Consider the following 19,391-nt stretch of genomic DNA (forward strand, 5'->3'; position numbering starts at 1 on the left):
GTCATGCCGGGTATTTTTTTTATTTTAACGTTTTTAGCAAAAGCTGAATTACTTATTTCAGGCTTGTTAATGCTTTGGAATTTCTCAATAAAAAGACATATTGAAAATAATCTGTTGTAAACGTGCCCTTTTGAGGAACAATATTTTCACCAAAAACTCTCGATTTTATACTGATTAGGTGTTGCGATTTTCGAAAGGGTGAGTTCTCTGAATTTAACTTAAATAGCGTAATTGAATTTGGTTTACTCAATTCTTTTAAATCATTGATTCCCTTTACAAGTTGTAATGGACCATCTGCATTACTCCAGTCCACTCGTTCATTTTCTGGCGTGGGAAATTGCGGAATTTTAGGAAGGTACATTTCGCTGTCTAAGGTATAGCTAACAAAACTCGTGGTTTTTATACCCGATTTTTTTAATTCAGAAGCGAATGTTTGTTTTCCATTTTCAGTTGTATTTTGCAATACGTGGAAATAACCAAAAAGACCGTAGAATTTTTCATTTTCAAGTTTTAAGCGCTTGATTGAATTCTTAAAATTAATGACCATTGCCGAATCTCTGGCCACTTTTGAATGATCATCAACATTCTTGTCAACTCCTATTACTGTAATTCTTGATGAGTCGGTTAGTTGCTGATTATAATCGTAAATAGCATTCCATTTTTCCAAAAGCTCCTGACTTGATTGTTGCGGAATTCTTTTACGGATTGCCAATCCAACGTCCTTTAAAGTTTCTTGATTTTTTAAGCTATCTGTCAGGAAATTATTCAGTTTTGCAGCTGTTGTGCTATCCATTTCTGCAATGTAATATTTAACACCCACTTTTTTATTTAAGAAAAAAAGTAACTCCCTGTCCAATATCTGATTGTCAGCGTAGCCATGAATTTCTCCCAAAAGGAAAACCTTTGATTGATAAAAATCATCATCAAATAATTTGTCATTAATTGAATTTGTGATTTCCGTACTATTTTTCATCAGATAGCTTATATTATCCTCATTTTTAGATTCTAAAAATAATTTATTGCTGATAAAAAAATATAAGATAAACAGCACGCAAATACTTAAAATAGTAATCGATGTGAATTTAAGGACTTTTAAAAATTTCTTCATGTGTATTTTGGTGATTTTTTGGTTCAAAAGTGTTGTCAGTAAAACGAATTCTTAAAAATAAATTACTGACTGATGTTTTTCTGTATTGAACAGTTTTTAATTGTGGTGTGGGTTAATATTACCTTGAACGGTTTAAGGTTGGCGTTTGTGCTTATTTGTTTCATTTTAGGTTTAATAATGCTATAATTTCTTGCGCTGACAAATATATGATTTTTGAATTCTCTTCACACACTTCTAGTTCTAAAAGATTATTATCGGTCCAGCGCTTAGCACTGCAAGTTCCATCTTGACAGTGGTCGGCTATAATTTTATAAAGATTTTTAAATTTTAGAGGCAGTATTTCCGGGTTGGTAAAATCACAAACCGTTACCGTCGAACAATTCATTCCATCTTGGCCATGAATGGCAATCAGATTATTTGCCGGGTTATAAAGCCATTCTTTTATATACCAAAATTCGTTGTCGCAATCCTCTTCAGAATTTTCGTCAATGCGGCATTCACTGACAAATTTATATGCTTTGTTTTTTGTGATGTTATAAATAGCATACTCCATCAAGTCGTTACCTGAAACAAAATACTCGTTGTTATTTGAATGCCTAATATATTGATAAAATATTTTTCCAAAAGCATATCGAGTGGTATATAATTGATTGTCATGGTTATCGTACAACGTTAACCTTTGGCAACTAATTGATTTTCCATAATTGTGCGTGAGGTTATAAGAATGATTGTAATTGTCAATAGTCAATTTGGTTTCGTCTGTCAAAAAATGGATTTTTTGATCGATGAAATAGTCTTTATCAAATATGTAATTGTATTGCTCCAAATATTTTTTGTATTCAATACTGTCAGCATAATTTTTCAATCTATTGTTGTTTACGTTTGATTTAGTCACGGCCGGTTATCGTATAAGGCATTATACACAAATATCTAAAAGTTTTACTAAACCGGGAAATCAAATGGTAATTCCTATGTCTGTCCGCATACCGCTACAAAATTCAAAAAAAAATAGCGCAGTCGGAAACAGATATAAATACTATTTGTTAAGCTATTATGATTTTAAACTCTTCTAAAATTCCCTTCCGTTATATGTTTAACAAAGTTAAAAGGGAAGTGGCTTTGGTGGCCATTTTTGGCTTAATATTTAATGGATTGACTTATATTTTGCACGACGAGCTTCCGGATATGCCCTTGGGGGTTCCTGCATTTTTAGGTACCGCCATATCGGTCTTACTGTCTTTTAAAATGAGCCAGTCGTACGAAAGATGGTGGGAAGCACGCAAAGTATGGGGCGCTATTGTCAATGACTCCCGGTCACTTGTTATCCAGATGCAGAGTTACCTCGCTGCTGAATATGCAGGAGTGATCAAAGATATCGCTTATAAGCAGATTGCCTGGTGCTATGCATTAGGGGATTCTCTTCGCGACCTTAACCCGCTTGCAAGACCATTGGAATTGACACAGGAAGAACTCGACCATTTACAGGAGCATCGAAATGTACCCTTGGCAATTACCCAGATGCAGGCACTTACCATCAAGGACTTATCAGAAAAGCAGGCGATACCTGATTTTTTTCGAGTCCAGCTGGATCAGACTTTGGTGCGTTTGGTTGATGCGATGGGTAGAGCCGAACGGATCAATTCGACGGTATTTCCGGTTACTTACCGCCTTTTTCTTCACGGAGCGATCTATCTCTTTCTGATTACCCTCTCGATCGCGATACAGGATGTCAGCCCGATTTTCGAGATCCCGCTATTGGTGCTGATCGCTGCATTGTTTTTCCTGGCAGATAAGACGGCCTATAATCTGCAGGATCCTTTTCGCAATCGGCAAAGTGATGTACCCGTAACCGCGATAGCCCGTAATATTGAAATCAATATCAAACAATTGCTTGGAGAAGATCATATACCGGAGCCGTTGAAGCCAAAGACATTTTTTATTCTCTAATTGTGGGAATTAGGAGTTCGATTCTAAGGATAGCAGTTCCAGATTTTTAGAACTGCGAAAATCGATTCACGTATTGAAATAAATAGGGATATAAAAGCAAGCATCGATTGGTGCTTGCTTTTTTTTGCGCATCGCCACTTTAATAAATCATCTTAACGGATCAATGCGGCAATGAGGAGCAATCCGCTAAATTTTTGTCCCGGAGGCTTTTTATATGATCATGAGCCTGAAGCTGCAGTATCGCCTGGTGCCGAATAAGATGCTCTGCTTCTAATGTCAGCACTTCTTTCTCTTCCAGGGTGTGCTGATACACGCGCTTATAAATATCTTCTCTTTTTTCGCAGTCGTTTAAGATGCTCTGGATCGTATTTTCCACAAAACTATTCTTGAGATCCAGCCACATGTTGCGTAATTTGCTTGAAATCGTAGTATTTATCTGTGGAAATTCACTCGCCTCATAGACAAAGGGCTTGAGGTCTGTAATAAATTGCTCCGACTGGTCCCGGTATTGCCTAAGGTACTTATCAATATCGTTGTGGGTATCTTTTGGTAACAGTTCAATATATTTGGTATAACCGGCAATTCGGTCATTATTGGCCTCTACTAAATTATTTAACAGATAGGCCTGTTCCTGCAATAAATTTTCCATCGTATATGCTCTTCATGTTTATTTAATAAACAATCTAAAAGAATGTTAGTTCATTATTTAAACTTATGGTGAATGTTAAAGGGTAAAACATGCCATGAAGCTGAAAGATGATTATGCCATCTGATTGATTTCGCGCATTTTTAAGAATTTAATCGTTATGCCCATCTGTCCGAGATGGTATAGATCATGATGGATAAGTCCTGTTACTAAATATTGGTAATCGTGTGGAAATGCAGGATCTGCATAAGGGTAGGGTGTCGATAGAAATACATCGTCTTTGCCTTCCAGAAAGTAGATGATGCTTTGTTGTGTGCTGTGAAATTCCTGCAGCATATTTTTCCATCCTTTTTTGGCAAGTTCTGTATTGGTTCGCCAATTTGCGGCATCGGTCATTTCAAGTCCGCGGGGATTTCCTTGGAGACGGCTGAGGACTTCCTTTCGCCATTCGATCAAATGCGACATCAATTCGGCGATGCTGTGCATGTCCGGAAGCGGACGCTCGAACGCTGTCATTTCATTAACTTCAGTAAGCTTTTTGTCGAAGTTTTCATCGATCCATAGATCAGCATTTTCGATATCTTTCAATTGCTGTATCATATTATTTATCAATATATCTTTCATAACAATTTTTTTTCATGTGTTTGCTCTAAATAAGACATTCTGAAATCGACTTTTGTTCATATGAAGTATTCAGATACAATTATTTGCCGTTTATAGCTAAACTGTTTCGAATGGCTTTGGTTTTAAAAATTAAATATTTCCGTTAATAACTGAAATATGTTAAAAATTGTTAATCAGTAATTTAGTTAAATACATCAGTGATTGTGGTAAGTCTTTAATATGGAAACAAACGATCTTTGTAACCATAAGTTTAACAGATGGGATTTGATCCTGTCATAAATAAAAAGATCATGAAAAAATACATATATATTTTAATCAGCTCAATAAGCCTGATCACTGTACTGGGATTTACGACAAGTCATTTTAAGAATAATACTTGTAAAACAGAACTTTTCGTGGCGGATATTAAAGAAAAACAAATTCAACAGAACCTGATAACAGGAAATGGTTTGTTTCAAGATTTAACGAAAGATCATGGTTTAAATGATCTACGTGTTGCTAATATCCAATTAGCACCTAAAAGTTACTTGCATTGGCATAGCCTACCAGGTGGACGTGTCATCATTGTAACAGATGGTGAAGGCTTTTATCAATCTAAAGGTAAAGATGTCGTCAAGCTTAAGAAAGGGGATACAATTGAAACTACTCCCGGTCTATACCATTGGTTAGGTTCGAGTCCAAATGGGAAAATGGAATTTATAAGTATCAGTACTCAAAAATCTGAAGAGCTGGTTAACTGGCATGAATCGCTTTCTGTTGCAGAATATGATCAAGCAGTAAAGTCTACTAATATCTCTTAAAGTAATACACATAATAATTATAATGGGTTGGTTGGTAAGCTCCGGGGATATTTTTCCGGAGCTTTTTTATGCGCAACAACGCATCAATTGAAATTGTCCACTATTTTAGCTTAAATGCACAACTTCCGATAATCAGTAATATTGGTAGCAGAAACAGTAATATATGTATCTATTAATTGCGGGTTATTCATGAAATTTGAAATAGGTAGAACAATATTTTTTAGTTATGTGTAACGGTCGCCGTTTAATATAGGCATATGAAAACTTTTAACGGCTTTAATTTGTTCTAAAGTTATGCTTTGGCTACTTAATTTGTCTTTACTGTTCAATGGTAAGGACAAAAAAATATTCCAATTATGAAGAAAAACAGTAATTTCAGCAGAAGATTTTTTTTAAAGACCACGGGCGCCCTCACTTTACTGGCGACGCTTCCGGCTTCTTTAAAAGCGGCCTATATACAAGTGAAGCAGTTTATAGTTCCTGCCAAGCGCACAGCTCCTTTGACATTGCAGGTTAATAAAAAGCCCTATACGCTTGATTCGGATACAAGATCCACTTTGCTGGATCTTTTGCGTGAAAACCTTGGCCTTACCGGTACAAAGAAAGGCTGTGATCACGGTCAATGTGGCGCCTGCACGGTCCATGTGGATGGCGTAAGGGTTTTAAGCTGCTTGACTCTTTCTGCCTCTACGGTCGGAAAAGACGTAACCACGATTGAAGGTATTGCCGATGGTGAGCACCTGCATCCAATGCAGGAGGCTTTTATTGCATGTGATGGTTTTCAATGTGGCTATTGTACTCCGGGGCAAATTATGTCGGCTATTGCCTGTGTAAAAGAGGGACATACACAATCCATCGAGGAAATAAAGGAATTTATGAGTGGCAATCTTTGCCGCTGTGGAGCTTATAACGGTATTGTTGAATCTATTCAAAAAGTAGCGCAATCATGAAACCTTTCGAATTTATAAGAGTAACCAATACCAAAACTGCACTTTCTCATAAAAAAGATCATGTGCAGTATATCGCGGGCGGAACAAATCTGGTCGATTTGATGAAAAAGAACGTGCATCTACCGGATACTGTTGTAGACATTAATGATGCGCTTATTCGTACAATAGATACACATGACAAAAATATTCATATCGGTGCTATGGTTCGCAATACTGAAATTGCGACCGATCCGAAGGTCTTGAAAGATTTTCCGTTGCTTGCAAAAGCTGTTTTGGCTGGAGCTTCTCCGCAGATCCGAAATATGGCTTCTACAGGAGGTAATATCTTACAACGTACCCGTTGTCCATATTTCTACGATACCACTACTGACTGCAATAAGCGTGAACCGGGTACCGGATGCAGTGCATATGCTGGAGAAAATAGGATGAGCGCCATAATTGGTTATAGTAAAGATTGTGTTGCTGTACATCCATCTGATCTCTGTGTCGCATTTGTTGCATTGGATGCTGAAGTACACGTGATTACAAAAGATCAAAAAGAGACTGTTATACCTTTTCAGGAGTTTCATCGTCTTCCGGGAAATGATCCTCATCTGGACAATAATTTACCGGATCATGCTTTAATTTCATTTATTAAAATTCCAGAAAATCCATTTGCGAAACATTGTGCTTATCTTAAGATCAGAGACCGGGCTTCTTATGCCTTTGCTCTGGTTTCGGTAGCCGCTGCACTGCACTTGGACGGTGACCGCATTGTTGAAGCGCGGCTGGCCTCTGGTGGTGTAGCACATAAACCTTGGCGCTGGCTGGAAGCTGAAGAGTTCTTGATCGGTAAAAATGCCACTGCTGCTGTATTTAGCGAGGCCGCCGCCATGATTGTCGCGGATGCGCATCCCTTGGCACAAAATGGTTTTAAAGTAGGCATGCTGAAAGGTGCTGTGGAATCTGCACTGGCACAATGTCTGCTGGCTTAATCTGTAGCAAGGAATAACGTTTTTTAATAAAAATGAATGGGTTTTTACAAAATAATGTAAAATGAAAGACTTGAATCAACAAAATATAACCATACCTGAAGGGCGCGTCGAAGCACGGGATAAAGTGACCGGGAAAGGAAAATATGCAGCGGAATATGCGGTGGATAAGATGTGCTATGCTGTTTTGGTAGGAAGTACTGTACCTAGTGGTAAAATTAAAAATATTGATCTGTCCAAAGCAAAACAAGTAAAATCTGTACTTGGTTTTGTATCCCATCTGGAAAAACCTGCTGTTCCTGGTTTTGCGACGGAGGCGTTGATGAAAGAATCGCGTTTTGGTCTTCCTGTATTTCATACAGACACCATTTATTTTAAGGGACAGCCGGTTGTATTGGTTATGGCGGAGACACTTGAGGATGCCACTTATGCGGCATCGCTGGTAGAGGTGCAGTATGAAAAGACAAAATTTAATGTTGATTTTGACTCTACCTACGCACAGATCCCACTGCACGAAGCGGGTAAAGAACGCGGAAATCTCGAGAGCTGGCAAGATGCACCTCATGTGGTGGAGGCCGAATATGAAATTAAAACGGAGGTACATCACCCCATGGAAATGCATGCTACGATCGCTGCATGGACTGGTACCGATCATCTCAAACTTTACGACAAGACACAGGGAGTGAATAATGTACAACAGGTGATCGCACCTTTATTTAATCTGAAAAAGGAACAAGTGGAGGTCATGAGCGAATTTGTCGGCGGTGGTTTTGGATCTGGTCTTCGGGTGTGGCCACATGTACTGGCTACCGTTATGGCAGCCAAACAGGTGGGACGTCCCGTGAAATTAATGCTGACAAGACCGCAGATGTTTATCGGTACCGGTTATCGTCCTGCTTCCTGGCAGAAAATTAAGCTTGGAGCAGATGATCAGGGAAAATTTATGGGTATCCATCATCAGGCCCGTAATGAAACATCGTTATATGAACGGTTTTCAGATCAGATCACACGGATAACGCGTCTGATTTATGATTTTGAACATCTTAAGACTGAGGATGCACTAGTGCCGTTAAATATCAATGCAGCGACCTGGATGCGTGGTCCCGGTGATTGTACGGGAGATTTTGCAGTTGAATGTGCCATCGATGAATTGAGCTATAAATTGAATATGGATCCCGTAGCGATCCGAGCAAAAAATATTGCTGTAACGCATCATCCGGATTCTAAATTACCCTGGTCATCAAATTATTTAGTAGATTGTATGAACTTAGGTGCCCAGCGTATCGGTTGGGAAAAGCGGAATCCACAACCTACTAGCATGCAGGATGGCGACTGGTATATTGGCTACGGGATGTCTGTGGGAATGTGGAATGCCGGACGAAATAAAACGAGTGCCGCCATAAAAATGAAAAAAGATGGAAGTCTGATCATTCAGACTGCAATGACCGATATCGGTACAGGAACAGGGACGGGTATGAAAAATATTGCCCATGAGATAACCGGGATTCCGAAAAATAAAATAACAATCGAACTTGGTCATTCAAATCTCCCTCCAGCGCCCAGCCAAGGTGGAAGTACTGGAATGTCTTCTGTAAGCGGGGCTGTTGTGGAAGCAGTCCGTCTGCTGAAAGAAAAGCTGTTAGCCTATGCCGCTAAACAAGACCAAAGGTTCAAGGATGTACAGGAAGATGTCTTAGTGCTGTCTGAAACTGGTTTATCTTTGAAAAATGATACAACTGCAACTATTCCTTTGGATACCTTGTGGAAGCAAAATAACTTAGATGAATTAGTGGTAGAAGCAACCTCAGGTCCCGGTGAAGAGCGTAAGAAATATGCTTTTTGCTCGTCTGCTGCTCATTTTTGTCAAGTAAGGGTCAATGTGAAAACGGGAAAGATCATGGTGACAAAAATGGTCTGTGTGGCCGATGGAGGTAAAATTGTAAATGAAAAAGCGGCGGCCAACCAGATGTCAGGTGCAGCTGTAGGTGGTATAGGAATGGCACTTATGGAAGAGCGGCTGCTGGACACGCGGATCGGTGGAGCTATTGCTGATGATCTGGCAGGGTATCATTTTCCTGTTAATGCCGATGCACCGATAATTGATGTCAGTTTTATCGGTAAAGCCGATCCCAACATCAATCCGACAGGGGCAAAAGGTTTAGGTGAGGTGGGAATTATCGGTACTGCCGCTGCAATTGCGAATGCGATTTACAATGCCACGGGCAAAAGATTACGCAGTTTACCCATTACTCCTGATAAAATATTAAGTTAATCATAAACATTAGTTTAATTTATTTATTCTGTTGTAGTATAAGTTTTTATATAATTGTTTTAATTTGAATTTTGTTTGATGAGTGAATTAAAAACCATAATTGCCGCATACGATACCGCTGAAGCGCAGGGTTATAAAACTGTGCTGGCCACAGTGGTTAAGGTAGAGGGTTCATCCTACCGGATGCCAGGTGCACGCATGCTGGTATCCGAATATGGAGAGATGACCGGAGCGATCAGTGGGGGATGTTTGGAAGGTGATGCGCTTCGCAGGGCGATGCTAGCGCTCCAGCAGCAAACTAATAAATTGGTAACTTATGATACCACAAATGAAGCCGATGCAACCCTCGGTATACAATTGGGCTGTAATGGTATTGTACATCTACTATTTGAATATATTGACCCGAGCGATCCTCAAAATCCGATTGCCTTATTAAAAAAAACAACCAATAAACGGGTACCAGCACTTGTGGTCACGATCTGCTCATTGGATCGCTATGCTGAGCAGCCCGGTACATGTGGTATACGACTGGAAAATCAAACCGTTTTAAGAGCCAATCCGCTTATTGCAGGTGAAGATATGCTTGCTTATATGGAGCAGGTATGCAGAAGTAAGGCAACGATGCGAACGGTTTTAGAATATAAAAATGTGGATTATGAGCTATTATTGGAATACCATATTCCGCCAATTCATATGGTCATTGTGGGGGCGGGAAATGATGCACAACCGGTAGCTGCGATGGCGGCTATGCTTGGCTGGGAAGTAAGCATTGTTGATGGTAGGGCCAGTCACACAGCAGTTGATCGTTTTCCTGCAGCAAAACAAGTGATCACTGCAGCTGCCAGTGAGTTTCTGCATCAGATCGATATCGATGCCTATACCGCTGTGGTTTTAATGTCGCACAATTTCAATTATGACAAAGATCTTCTCAAGCATTTACTACAGACATCTGTTTCTTATATTGGCTTATTAGGACCTAAAAAACGGTTTCAACGTTTGCTTAACACATTACAAGAAGATGGTTGCATCATAGAAGAAGCTCAGCTGGCAAAAATGCATGGCCCTGTCGGTCTTGATATCGGAGCTGAAACTTCGGCGGAGATTGCACTCTCGATTATTGCGGAGGTAAAATCTTTTTTCCACAGCCGATCTGCGGCATCTCTTCGTGACCGCGCAGCTAAGATGCACGAGAATATTCCAATCCTTTAATCATTATTATGCTATTCGATAAATTTGGCCGTCAACATACTTATCTCCGTATATCGCTTACGGACAATTGTAATCTGCGCTGCTTTTACTGTATGCCAGAAGAGGAGTATGCTTTCGCCGCGCATGCCAAACTGATGCAACCCGATGAAATTTTATCGATCGCTAAAACTTTTGTATCGCAGGGGATTACAAAAATACGCTTAACAGGTGGGGAACCATTTGTACGGAAAGATGCAGCTCTGATTTTGGCAGGACTGTCCACCTTACCGGTGGAACTGACCTGTACCACCAATGGGGTTAGGGTAGATGCTTTACTGCCTGTAATCAAAGCGGCCAATTTTAGCAGTATCAACATCAGTCTAGATACCTTAAATACCGAAAAATTCCATAAGATAACAGGCAGAAATCTTTTTGACCGTGTTTGGTCAAATATTGGTCTGTTGCTGGAATCCGGAATAACCTGTAAATTGAATGTAGTGGTAATGAAAGGGTTGAACGATAATGAAATTATTGATTTTGTCGCGCTTACCGAAAAATGGCCATTAGAGGTACGTTTTATTGAATTTATGCCTTTTTCTGGTAATAAATGGACCAATAATCAGGTGTTTACTTTGCGGGAAATAAAAGATGTGATCCAAAAAAGTTATACCATCCACGAACAGGTGGGGAGTATACACGATACAGCAAAACATTTTCATATCGCAGGTCACCGTGGATCATTCGCCGTCATCAGTACCATGAGCGAACCTTTTTGTGCAGGCTGCAACCGGATCCGTTTAACGGCAGATGGTAAATTGAAAAATTGTCTCTTTTCTACTCATGAAACAGACTTACTTACCGCCTATCGGCAGGGACAGCCAATATTACCGTTGATACAAGCGAATATCGAGGCAAAGGCTTTTGCTCTAGGGGGCCAATTAGCCACTGATTTTACGCAAATAGATGCGGATAAATTACAAAATAGAAGTATGATAACTATTGGAGGATAATGCAGGATACAGGTATAATAATATTAGCAGCGGGTAGTTCCTCACGCTTAGGGACTGCAAAACAACTTCTGGATTATCAGCAGAAGCCATTAGTTCAACATGCTGTAGAACAGGCGCTGTCGATTGACCCTGCTTGTGTGATCGTAGTGGTGGGCGCTGATGCCGAGGCCGTTGCAGGAACACTTGTTGACCATGATGTAAAGATCTGTTACAATGATGATTGGTCTACAGGAATGGCCTCGTCTATCAGGAAAGGAATAGAGGCGTTATTAAACGATCATCCATTGTTAACTCGGTGCATCTTTTCAGTATGTGATCAGCCCTTTCTTGAGGCTCATCATTTTATGCAATTGCATGAAAATCAGTTGGAAAGTCAGAAAGGGATTATTGCATCGGCCTATGCGGATACCTTGGGCGTGCCGGTGCTGTTCAGTAACTTTTATTTTCCATTATTACAGCAGTTGCAGGGAGATCAGGGTGCTAAAAAAATCATAGCCGCATATCCTGATGATGTTGTTGCAGTTGCTTTTGATAAGGGATCAGTCGACATTGATGAACCTGCTGATTTAAGATATTTAATACAGGAAATGGTTTCAGTATCGGAAGCAAAAGCGATCATTAAAAAACATGCCCATTTTGTTCGCACTGGAATAAAAACTTTATCTGAGTCTTTAGGATATACTGTTGCAGAGCAGATTATATCAAAATATGATATTCCTGGTTTTAGGCAGTCTTCGATGGATGGCTATGCGTTGAAATTTGAGGACCACAATAACCGATTGGAAATTGTGGGCGAAATGCGTGCTGGAAAACAGTCGGATGTAACGCTATTGTCCGGACAGGCGATGCGCGTCTTTACGGGTGCACCCATACCAACGGCGGCAGATACCGTGGTCATGCAGGAACGGGTATATCGCGAAGGAGATTGGATCACGGTTGCTGATGAGCAATTAACTCTTGGCATGCATGTCCGTGAAAAAGGTAGCGAAGCCGCAAAAGGCACATTGGCCCTTGCACAGGGAACTGTATTGACGCCTGCTGCACTGGGTTTTTTAGCAGGTATCGGCTGTGAGAAGCTGCTGATTTTTGAACCGCCAAAAGTTGCCATCATTGTGACAGGTGATGAACTGAAGGAATTGGGTCAGCCACTTTTCTTTGGACAGGTATACGACTCAAACTCGATTCAACTACGTGCTGCACTTCAAAAAGCAGGTATCGAAACGGTTCAGGTTTTTCACGCTACAGATGATCCTGCCGCATTGGAAAAGATCTTGGGACAGGCATTGTTAGCTTCGGATCTGGTGCTGCTGGTGGGAGGCGTGAGTGTGGGTGATTATGATTTTGTGGTGCAAAGTGCTCTGGCGCAGTCGGTGCGGCCTCATTTTCATAAAGTGAAACAGAAACCAGGAAAACCATTGTTTTTTGGAACTAAGGATGAAACAGTGGTTTTCGGATTGCCAGGAAATCCTTCTTCAGCGCTAACCTGTTTCTACCTGTATGTTTTACCGGCTATTGACCGGATGATGCAACGACCTGATTCCGTTTGCTACAGCAAAGCCGTGACTACAGTTGATTATCCAAAAAACAGTGGATTAACACATTTTATAAAAGCTCATTCAATGGAGGGTAAGGTATTGCCCCTGCATGCGCAGGAATCTTATCGTCTACAATCTTATGCCCAGGCCAATTGCCTGCTCGTGATACCGGAAGAATCTACTGGTATTGTGGCAGGTGAAGAAGTCCAAGTAATCGTATTGCCTTAAAAATCTATGGATACCGAAATTTTTTTTATTATTTTATTTATTGTTGCTTTTTTATATGCCTCTGTTGGGCATGGCGGAGCGAGCGGTTACCTGGCTTTAATGGCTCTTTATGGCTTGGCGCCGCAAGAAATGAAACCTACAGCGCTGTTTTTAAATTTATTTGTTTCCTTGACTGCCTTTATTCAGTATTACCGCGGAAATCATTTTAAGAAAGAGATTTTTATACCCATAGCGCTGGCATCTATACCTTTTGCTTTTCTGGGCGGTATGTTATCGATCGATGATCATCTTTATAAAAAAATATTAGGAATTTTACTGTTGCTGCCGATCGTTCGATTTTTCTTTTTTAAGAATGTGGAAGACGATCGTCTGGTACCTCCAGTAAAATGGATTTCGATATTGTTGGGTGCTATCATAGGACTTCTGTCCGGAATGATCGGTATAGGGGGAGGCATTATTCTTTCACCTATTTTGATCCTGTTGCTATGGACGAACCAGAAGCAAACTGCGGCGATCAGTGCCGCGTTTATTTTTGTCAATTCATTGGCAGGATTGGGAGGAATGTTGACACAGGGTATTACGTTGACTTCCAATATGATTTTATATATTGTCATCGCATTTAGTGGCGGTCTTTTGGGAGCTTATTTAGGTTCTAAAAAGTTTAATCAGGATGTTTTAAAATATGTACTGGCAACAGTGTTACTCGTTGCCGCCTATAAATTGCTCTTTACTTCGGCATAGCTACGCGGTAAGAAAGCAATAGTGATCAGAATTGGATAGATATGTCTTGACTTTTGACGAGCATGATCCCTATGGGATGTCTCATCAGATAAAAAGAATGCTTAATTTGAATAAGAGATGAATAAGATTAAAGTACTTGCATTTGGACCGCTTGTAGAAATTATAGAGAAAGAGTTCTTTATGGAAGCAGTGGATACGGAAAATTTGTTAACAAGTTTGATCCAGCAGTTTCCTTTACTCGAAAACCGTAAAATGGCGCTTGCAGTGAATGGAAAGATTACAAAAGAGTTGGTTCTGTTACAGGAATCGGATACGGTAGCACTTCTGCCACCATTTTCGGGAGGGTAATATGCATTGGGATCCACGATATGAGCGGCATTACAGTTTACCAGGTTTTGGTTATGAGGCGCAGGAAAAGCTTACCGCGGCTCAGGTACTTGTTGTCGGAGCTGGAGGTTTAGGCTGTCCGGTACTGCAGTATCTGACTGCGGCAGGTGTAGGGCGTATCGGTATCGTAGATTTTGATACGATAGAACTGAGTAATCTGCAACGCCAGACCCTATATAGCACCGCAGATCTTGGGCAGTTAAAGTGCGCAGTTGCTGTGCGGAAGCTAAGCGAAAATAATCCGTCTATCACAATCGTTGGACATCCTGTGTTGCTTGATGATAGTAATGGTAATGCTATTGTTTCACAGTATGATATCGTTGTTGACTGTACGGATAATTTTGCGGTACGTTATGTCATAAACGATTGTTGTACACGTTTGAAAAAACCGCTTGTTTTTGCGGCGATCTATCAATACGAAGGGCAGATAGCGATCTTTAATGTCGCTGATGATGATGGAACTGTCTGTCATTACCGCGATCTATTTCCACAAGTCCCGAGTGCTGAAGAAGCTCCAAATTGCTCAGAAAATGGTGTATTAGGTGTTTTACCGGGGATCATCGGACTGATGCAAGCCACCGAAGTGTTGAAGTTAATAACGGGTATAGGAGTTCCATTGGTCAATAAATTAATGACTTTTAATGTCTTGACTTATCAATCCATGATCTTATCAATCACTCCTAATCCGCAAAGTACTGATGGTTACACTGTACAAACGAGCACGGATACTTCACAAAATCAACACCTGGAACAGGATATCAGCTTGATATATCCCAATGAAATTGCATCTTATCTGCAGGATAAGAACGTCAGTCTGGTTGATATCCGGGAATCCTATGAGGAACCGTCATTTACGATCGCAACACAGGAGATCCCTTTGTCAATACTGTTTGACCGTTTGGATGAATTAAAGGCCACACATATTATTGTGGTATGTCAAAGCGGAAAACGCAGTTTACATGCCGCGGGAAAGCTGAAAGCGCATTTCGGTTCCGCAAAGAGGGTAAGTCACCTGGCGGGTGGCATTATTTCATATTTAAGTATTAATAAAGCAGAATAAATGAAAAATATATTTGTGCAGGGAGCCATTTCTCCAGATCAGATCGCGAAGAGTATTGCAGCACATAGCAGTAAAACAGCTATCGGTGCCCACGAGTTATTCTTGGGACAGATCAGGGCCGATGTGGTAGACGGTAGATCCGTAGCCGCAATTGAATATACAGCTTATGAACAGATGGCTATAGAAAAAATGGATACCATCAGAGAGGCAATGTTTGCCAAGTATAAGCTCATCTGTATGCATGTGTACCATAGTTTAGGGATGGTGCCAACCGGCCAATTGTGCCTTTTTGTATTTGTATCTTCTAAACACCGCGCAGATGCGCAACAGGCCTGCCATGAGCTCGTGGAGCGCATCAAGAAAGAACTTCCGATCTGGGGAAAAGAGCTATTTGAGGACGATACACATCAGTGGAAAAAAAATAATTAAGATGGTCGATATTACACATAAAACCGCTACGTTGCGTAAAGCGGTAGCAACAGCATCTGTGGTTACTTCTCATGTTCTAACGGTAGATGCCATCAAAAACGGACAGGTTCCAAAGGGTAATGTTTATGAGTTTGCCCGTGCGGCTACGTTGCTTGCCATAAAAAAAACGAGCGATATCATCCCGGACTGCCATCCGTTGCCAATAGAATATGCAGCAATAGATTTTGAGATTGAAGAACTCACAATTAAGATTTCGGTAACCGTGCACACGATCTATAAAACCGGTGTAGAAGTCGAAGCGATGCATGGTGCTTCTGTCGCCGCACTGGTGCTGTACGATATGTTAAAACCGATCGATAAACATGTTGAAATCGGCTCGATTCGTTTATTGCACAAGTCGGGCGGAAAAAGTGACCATGCGCATCTGTTAGAAAACAGGAAGATCAAGGCAGCAGTTGTTGTTTGCAGTGATTCGGTCTATTCAGGTGAAAAACAAGACCGCTCGGGATTTGTATTGCAAGAGTTACTGGAAGATTATGGTATAGACGTCGTACGATTTGAGGTTGTGCCAGATGAAATTGATGCTATTCAACATCAATTGACGGTTTCCAGGGAATTAGGGGTCGATATGCTGATCTATACGGGTGGGACTGGAGTGTCTGATCGGGATGTTACGCCAGAGGCTGTGGAGCCTTATTTAACCAAGAAATTGCCGGGTGTAATGGAAATCGCAAGACAGTATGGACAGCAATTTGTAAAAACTGCTATGCTTTCCAGAGCGGTCGCAGGTTTTGCAGACCGAATGCTGGTCTTGACCTTGCCAGGGTCAACAAATGGTGTGAAAGAAAGTGTGAAAGCTTTATTTCCACAGATACTGCATGTTTTTCCTATACAGGATAATCAGGGACATGGATAGCTTTTTAGCGCTATCCACGAAGTTTGGTCACAATTTTCTTGATCCTATCCAAGGTATAATCGATGTCATGGTCAGTTGTAAACCGGCCTAAACTAAACCGTATTGCACTGAGGTTATCTTCATCCTTCAGTCCCATAGCTTGCAATATCGGAGAAGGTCTGTGTGTTACGGATGAACATGCCGAGCCGCTGGAAACAGCAATGTTGCCCAGTGCAAGTATCATTTCTTGGGAGTGTAGACCGCGTAAGCTGATATTTGTTGTATTGAAGATACGTTTGTGCAGGTGGCCGTTGACAAAAGTTTCATCGATTTCTAAGATGGATTTTTCCAGTGTATCGCGTAACGTTAAAATTAGCTTATTTTGATTTGTCATTTCCTGTTTTGCGATAGCTGCGGCAGTTCCAATTCCTATAATACCCGGAACGTTGAGGGTGCCACTTCGCATACCTTGCTGTTGCCGACCTCCATGCAGCAAGGGTTCCAGTGAACCAATAGCAGGATTGGTATATAACGCGCCAATACCTTTAGGACCGTAAAACTTATGTGCTGAAATCGGCATAAAATCGATTTGCATCTGCTTTACATCAATCGGAATCTTGCCGACAGCTTGTGTCGCATCGCACAGGAACCATGCTCCCGCCTGATGGGTTAGGGTGGCAATTGATGGTATATCTTGCATAACACCTGTCTCATTGTTCACAAGCATGACACAAACTAGCGCCGTATCTGTTGTTATGCTATTCTCCAGCGTTTTTAAATCGATGATGCCATCTTTATCTACAGGCAGATAAGTGACAGCATATCCCTTAGTTTCCATGTAACGACAACATTCAAGTACTGCATTGTGTTCTGTGGATGCACAAATGATATGTTTACGGTGACCATAGGTCAGCCCCTTTATCGCCATATTGATCGCTTCTGTGGCTCCTGACGTAAAAGTCAGTTCGCTTGCACGGCAGTTAATTAAATGGGCAAGATCTTGCTGAGCAAAATCAATCTCTTCCTGAGCCTGCAATGCAAAAAGATGGGGACTGCTGGGATTGGCGTACTGCTGCTTGAAAAAGGGGAACATCCGTTCTAATACCCGATCATCAACGGGTGTAGTGGCATTATAGTCGAGGTATACGATTGATGACTGCATAGCCATAAATGTACTGAATTAATTTGAGAGGATGGGTTCAAAAAGCATCGTTTTGCTTGTAATCAACAACCCAATTTACGGATTCTTCTACCAATATTACTGTTTTGTGCTGTGCTCGATAAGGTATAGGTGAAAAATACATATTTTTAAGACTAAGATCATGATGTGATGGCTTTTGAAAGTGGAGAGCCAAAGTATCTGAAAGAAAGAGGATAAGCCCAAAATAAACAAATGATGAATACAGACTGTTATATAACAACTAACATACACAATTATGGAAACCATTCGCATTAACAAAAAGGAATACGAGGTCGTTATTGATAAAGAGATGCCACTGCTGTGGTTTTTACGTGATGTCGTCGGTTTGACTGGAACAAAATACGGCTGTGGAGTAGCACAATGCGGTGCTTGTGTGGTCCATATGGACGGTGAAGCGGTAAGATCCTGTGTTACAAAAATGAAACGCGCAGTTGGCAAAGAGGTGATCACGATTGAGGGTCTTTCTGAAAAAGGTGACCATCCATTGCAAGTTGCCTGGAAAGATGTGGATGTGCCCCAATGTGGTTACTGTCATGCCGGTCAAATCATGTCGGCAGCTGTATTATTACGTGAACGGCCGAATCCAACTGATCAGGATATTGATGGTGCCATGACCGGAAACATCTGCCGTTGCGGAACTTATTCTCGAATTCGTCAGGCCATACATCATGCTGCATCATTGCAAAAGAAATAAATGGTTATGTATAGATGTGTAATCTGCTAAAAAATAGCTCATGAAAATATTAAAAAATATAAGAAGCAAAGGTACTTACAAGCTTGCATTGACTTTGGGTGTCATCGGTCTGTTTTTAACGGTTCTGGTTTCTGCTTTTACAAGTGATTCCCGATCTGAAAATACATTAGAACCGAATATCAGGGTCAAGAAAGATAGCATACAGTCTGTTGAAGCGTTTAAAAAAGTATATGCTGTGCTACAGAGTCCCCGATGTGTGAATTGCCATCCAAGCGGTGATATTCCGCTTCAGGGTGATGAGCGCAAGTTGCATGCGATGTTTCCGAAACGCGGGCCTGAAGGAAAAGGAATGCTGACCATGAAATGTAATAACTGCCATCAGGATGAAAATACAACAGGATTGAAAACTCCGCCAGGAAGTCCGAATTGGCATCTTCCACCTGCGGATATGAAAATGGTCTTTGAAGGAAAAAGTGCATATGAATTGGCTAAGCAGTTGGTAGACCGAAAACAAAATGGAAATAAAGATCTAAAAGCATTGATAGCGCATGCGGATGATGGATTGGTAAAATGGGGCTGGGAGCCCGGAGAAGGAAGGACACTGCCTCCGATTAGTCATGCTGCTTTTAAAGAAGCTTGGATTACCTGGTTGACAACAGGTGCTTATGCTCCCACGAAGTAATTATTTTTTCAAAAAATCAAAGA

General features: G+C 40.9%; 20 protein-coding genes. 15 read left to right on the forward strand and 5 right to left on the reverse strand.

What is annotated here, in order from left to right; all coding sequences use genetic code 11:
* Positions 1–52: 52 nt before the first annotated feature.
* Entirely contained in the window at positions 53–973 is a 921-nt protein-coding gene (locus WH188_RS14030; protein ID WP_339424174.1) for a hypothetical protein, read from the reverse strand.
* 295 nt (positions 974–1,268) lie between these two features.
* Entirely contained in the window at positions 1,269–2,003 is a 735-nt protein-coding gene (locus WH188_RS14035) for a hypothetical protein (RefSeq protein ID WP_339424175.1), read from the reverse strand.
* A gap of 194 nt (positions 2,004–2,197) precedes the next feature.
* Here WH188_RS14035 and WH188_RS14040 point away from each other — a divergent pair, with 194 nt between their 5' ends.
* Complete coding sequence (locus WH188_RS14040) at positions 2,198–3,055, forward strand: bestrophin family protein (RefSeq protein WP_243655968.1); 858 nt, start codon at positions 2,198–2,200, stop codon at positions 3,053–3,055.
* Positions 3,056–3,215: 160 nt separating this feature from the next.
* On the opposite strand, the gene WH188_RS14045 is transcribed toward WH188_RS14040, so the two are convergent.
* Complete coding sequence (locus tag WH188_RS14045; RefSeq protein WP_132839959.1) at positions 3,216–3,704, reverse strand: PA2169 family four-helix-bundle protein; 489 nt, start codon at positions 3,702–3,704, stop codon at positions 3,216–3,218.
* Between the two features lie 111 nt (positions 3,705–3,815).
* Positions 3,816–4,325 carry a DinB family protein gene (locus WH188_RS14050; protein ID WP_339424176.1) on the reverse strand — a complete coding sequence of 170 codons (510 nt, stop codon included), beginning with the start codon at positions 4,323–4,325 and terminating at the stop codon, positions 3,816–3,818.
* Between the two features lie 290 nt (positions 4,326–4,615).
* Here WH188_RS14050 and WH188_RS14055 point away from each other — a divergent pair, with 290 nt between their 5' ends.
* The 12 genes from WH188_RS14055 (at position 4,616) to moaCB (ending at position 16,812) form a co-directional block, all read left to right on the forward strand.
* Entirely contained in the window at positions 4,616–5,125 is a 510-nt protein-coding gene (locus tag WH188_RS14055) for a cupin domain-containing protein (RefSeq protein WP_339424177.1), read from the forward strand.
* 356 nt (positions 5,126–5,481) lie between these two features.
* Entirely contained in the window at positions 5,482–6,075 is a 594-nt protein-coding gene (locus WH188_RS14060; RefSeq protein WP_183913171.1) for a (2Fe-2S)-binding protein, read from the forward strand.
* A complete protein-coding gene (locus WH188_RS14065) occupies positions 6,072–7,049 on the forward strand; it encodes an FAD binding domain-containing protein (RefSeq protein ID WP_339424178.1) in 978 nt (325 codons plus the stop codon). Before WH188_RS14060 ends, WH188_RS14065 begins: the two co-directional genes overlap by 4 nt.
* Positions 7,050–7,110: 61 nt before the next feature.
* Positions 7,111–9,318 (forward strand): xanthine dehydrogenase family protein molybdopterin-binding subunit, encoded by a 2,208-nt coding sequence (locus WH188_RS14070; RefSeq protein WP_339424179.1) that lies wholly within the window; start codon positions 7,111–7,113, stop codon positions 9,316–9,318.
* Between the two features lie 78 nt (positions 9,319–9,396).
* Positions 9,397–10,527, forward strand: coding sequence for an XdhC family protein (locus WH188_RS14075; protein ID WP_183913165.1), 1,131 nt, complete (start codon positions 9,397–9,399; stop codon positions 10,525–10,527).
* 8 nt (positions 10,528–10,535) lie between these two features.
* Positions 10,536–11,516 (forward strand): GTP 3',8-cyclase MoaA, encoded by a 981-nt coding sequence (gene moaA / locus WH188_RS14080; RefSeq protein ID WP_339424180.1) that lies wholly within the window; start codon positions 10,536–10,538, stop codon positions 11,514–11,516.
* Positions 11,516–13,279: an NTP transferase domain-containing protein gene (locus WH188_RS14085; RefSeq protein ID WP_339424181.1), complete on the forward strand. Its 1,764-nt coding sequence runs from the start codon at positions 11,516–11,518 to the stop codon at positions 13,277–13,279. Before moaA ends, WH188_RS14085 begins: the two co-directional genes overlap by 1 nt.
* A 6-nt stretch (positions 13,280–13,285) precedes the next feature.
* The gene (locus WH188_RS14090) at positions 13,286–14,020 is read left to right on the forward strand and encodes a sulfite exporter TauE/SafE family protein (RefSeq protein ID WP_339424182.1); all 735 of its coding nucleotides are present in this window, start codon (positions 13,286–13,288) and stop codon (positions 14,018–14,020) included.
* Between the two features lie 117 nt (positions 14,021–14,137).
* Complete coding sequence (locus tag WH188_RS14095; RefSeq protein WP_339424183.1) at positions 14,138–14,368, forward strand: MoaD/ThiS family protein; 231 nt, start codon at positions 14,138–14,140, stop codon at positions 14,366–14,368.
* A 1-nt stretch (position 14,369) separates the two neighbouring features.
* Positions 14,370–15,467 carry a HesA/MoeB/ThiF family protein gene (locus WH188_RS14100; protein WP_339424184.1) on the forward strand — a complete coding sequence of 366 codons (1,098 nt, stop codon included), beginning with the start codon at positions 14,370–14,372 and terminating at the stop codon, positions 15,465–15,467.
* Positions 15,468–15,896: a molybdenum cofactor biosynthesis protein MoaE gene (locus tag WH188_RS14105; protein WP_339424185.1), complete on the forward strand. Its 429-nt coding sequence runs from the start codon at positions 15,468–15,470 to the stop codon at positions 15,894–15,896. It abuts the gene before it with no gap.
* Between the two features lies 1 nt (position 15,897).
* Positions 15,898–16,812: a bifunctional molybdenum cofactor biosynthesis protein MoaC/MoaB gene (gene moaCB, locus WH188_RS14110; protein WP_339424186.1), complete on the forward strand. Its 915-nt coding sequence runs from the start codon at positions 15,898–15,900 to the stop codon at positions 16,810–16,812.
* Between the two features lie 10 nt (positions 16,813–16,822).
* Here moaCB and WH188_RS14115 read toward each other — a convergent pair whose 3' ends face one another.
* Positions 16,823–17,959, reverse strand: coding sequence for a cysteine desulfurase family protein (locus WH188_RS14115; protein WP_339424187.1), 1,137 nt, complete (start codon positions 17,957–17,959; stop codon positions 16,823–16,825).
* Positions 17,960–18,227: 268 nt separating this feature from the next.
* Between WH188_RS14115 and WH188_RS14120 the strand changes: the two genes are divergently transcribed.
* Positions 18,228–18,686, forward strand: a complete 459-nt coding sequence (locus WH188_RS14120) for a (2Fe-2S)-binding protein (RefSeq protein WP_339424188.1) — start codon at positions 18,228–18,230, stop codon at positions 18,684–18,686.
* A gap of 40 nt (positions 18,687–18,726) precedes the next feature.
* Entirely contained in the window at positions 18,727–19,368 is a 642-nt protein-coding gene (locus WH188_RS14125; protein WP_132768048.1) for a hypothetical protein, read from the forward strand.
* Positions 19,369–19,391 lie beyond the last annotated feature (23 nt).

This window comes from Sphingobacterium sp. MYb388 (assembly GCF_037479535.1).
In the GTDB taxonomy this organism is placed as follows: Bacteria; Bacteroidota; Bacteroidia; order Sphingobacteriales; family Sphingobacteriaceae; genus Sphingobacterium; species Sphingobacterium anhuiense.

Excerpts from the sequence above, each read along its gene's own strand:
- WH188_RS14055 (WP_339424177.1), top strand. The coding sequence starts at position 4,616 with ATGAAAAAATACATATATATTTTAATCAGCTCAATAAGCCTGATCACT.
- WH188_RS14105 (WP_339424185.1), top strand. The coding sequence starts at position 15,468 with ATGAAAAATATATTTGTGCAGGGAGCCATTTCTCCAGATCAGATCGCG.
- WH188_RS14040 (WP_243655968.1), top strand. The coding sequence starts at position 2,198 with ATGTTTAACAAAGTTAAAAGGGAAGTGGCTTTGGTGGCCATTTTTGGC.
- WH188_RS14090 (WP_339424182.1), top strand. The coding sequence starts at position 13,286 with ATGGATACCGAAATTTTTTTTATTATTTTATTTATTGTTGCTTTTTTA.
- WH188_RS14075 (WP_183913165.1), top strand. The coding sequence starts at position 9,397 with ATGAGTGAATTAAAAACCATAATTGCCGCATACGATACCGCTGAAGCG.
- WH188_RS14100 (WP_339424184.1), top strand. The coding sequence starts at position 14,370 with ATGCATTGGGATCCACGATATGAGCGGCATTACAGTTTACCAGGTTTT.
- WH188_RS14095 (WP_339424183.1), top strand. The coding sequence starts at position 14,138 with ATGAATAAGATTAAAGTACTTGCATTTGGACCGCTTGTAGAAATTATA.
- WH188_RS14030 (WP_339424174.1), bottom strand. The coding sequence starts at position 973 with ATGAAAAATAGTACGGAAATCACAAATTCAATTAATGACAAATTATTT.
- WH188_RS14125 (WP_132768048.1), top strand. The coding sequence starts at position 18,727 with ATGAAAATATTAAAAAATATAAGAAGCAAAGGTACTTACAAGCTTGCA.
- WH188_RS14085 (WP_339424181.1), top strand. The coding sequence starts at position 11,516 with ATGCAGGATACAGGTATAATAATATTAGCAGCGGGTAGTTCCTCACGC.
- WH188_RS14065 (WP_339424178.1), top strand. The coding sequence starts at position 6,072 with ATGAAACCTTTCGAATTTATAAGAGTAACCAATACCAAAACTGCACTT.
- WH188_RS14045 (WP_132839959.1), bottom strand. The coding sequence starts at position 3,704 with ATGGAAAATTTATTGCAGGAACAGGCCTATCTGTTAAATAATTTAGTA.
- WH188_RS14115 (WP_339424187.1), bottom strand. The coding sequence starts at position 17,959 with ATGGCTATGCAGTCATCAATCGTATACCTCGACTATAATGCCACTACA.
- WH188_RS14070 (WP_339424179.1), top strand. The coding sequence starts at position 7,111 with ATGAAAGACTTGAATCAACAAAATATAACCATACCTGAAGGGCGCGTC.
- WH188_RS14120 (WP_339424188.1), top strand. The coding sequence starts at position 18,228 with ATGGAAACCATTCGCATTAACAAAAAGGAATACGAGGTCGTTATTGAT.
- WH188_RS14060 (WP_183913171.1), top strand. The coding sequence starts at position 5,482 with ATGAAGAAAAACAGTAATTTCAGCAGAAGATTTTTTTTAAAGACCACG.
- moaCB (WP_339424186.1), top strand. The coding sequence starts at position 15,898 with ATGGTCGATATTACACATAAAACCGCTACGTTGCGTAAAGCGGTAGCA.
- moaA (WP_339424180.1), top strand. The coding sequence starts at position 10,536 with ATGCTATTCGATAAATTTGGCCGTCAACATACTTATCTCCGTATATCG.
- WH188_RS14050 (WP_339424176.1), bottom strand. The coding sequence starts at position 4,325 with ATGAAAGATATATTGATAAATAATATGATACAGCAATTGAAAGATATC.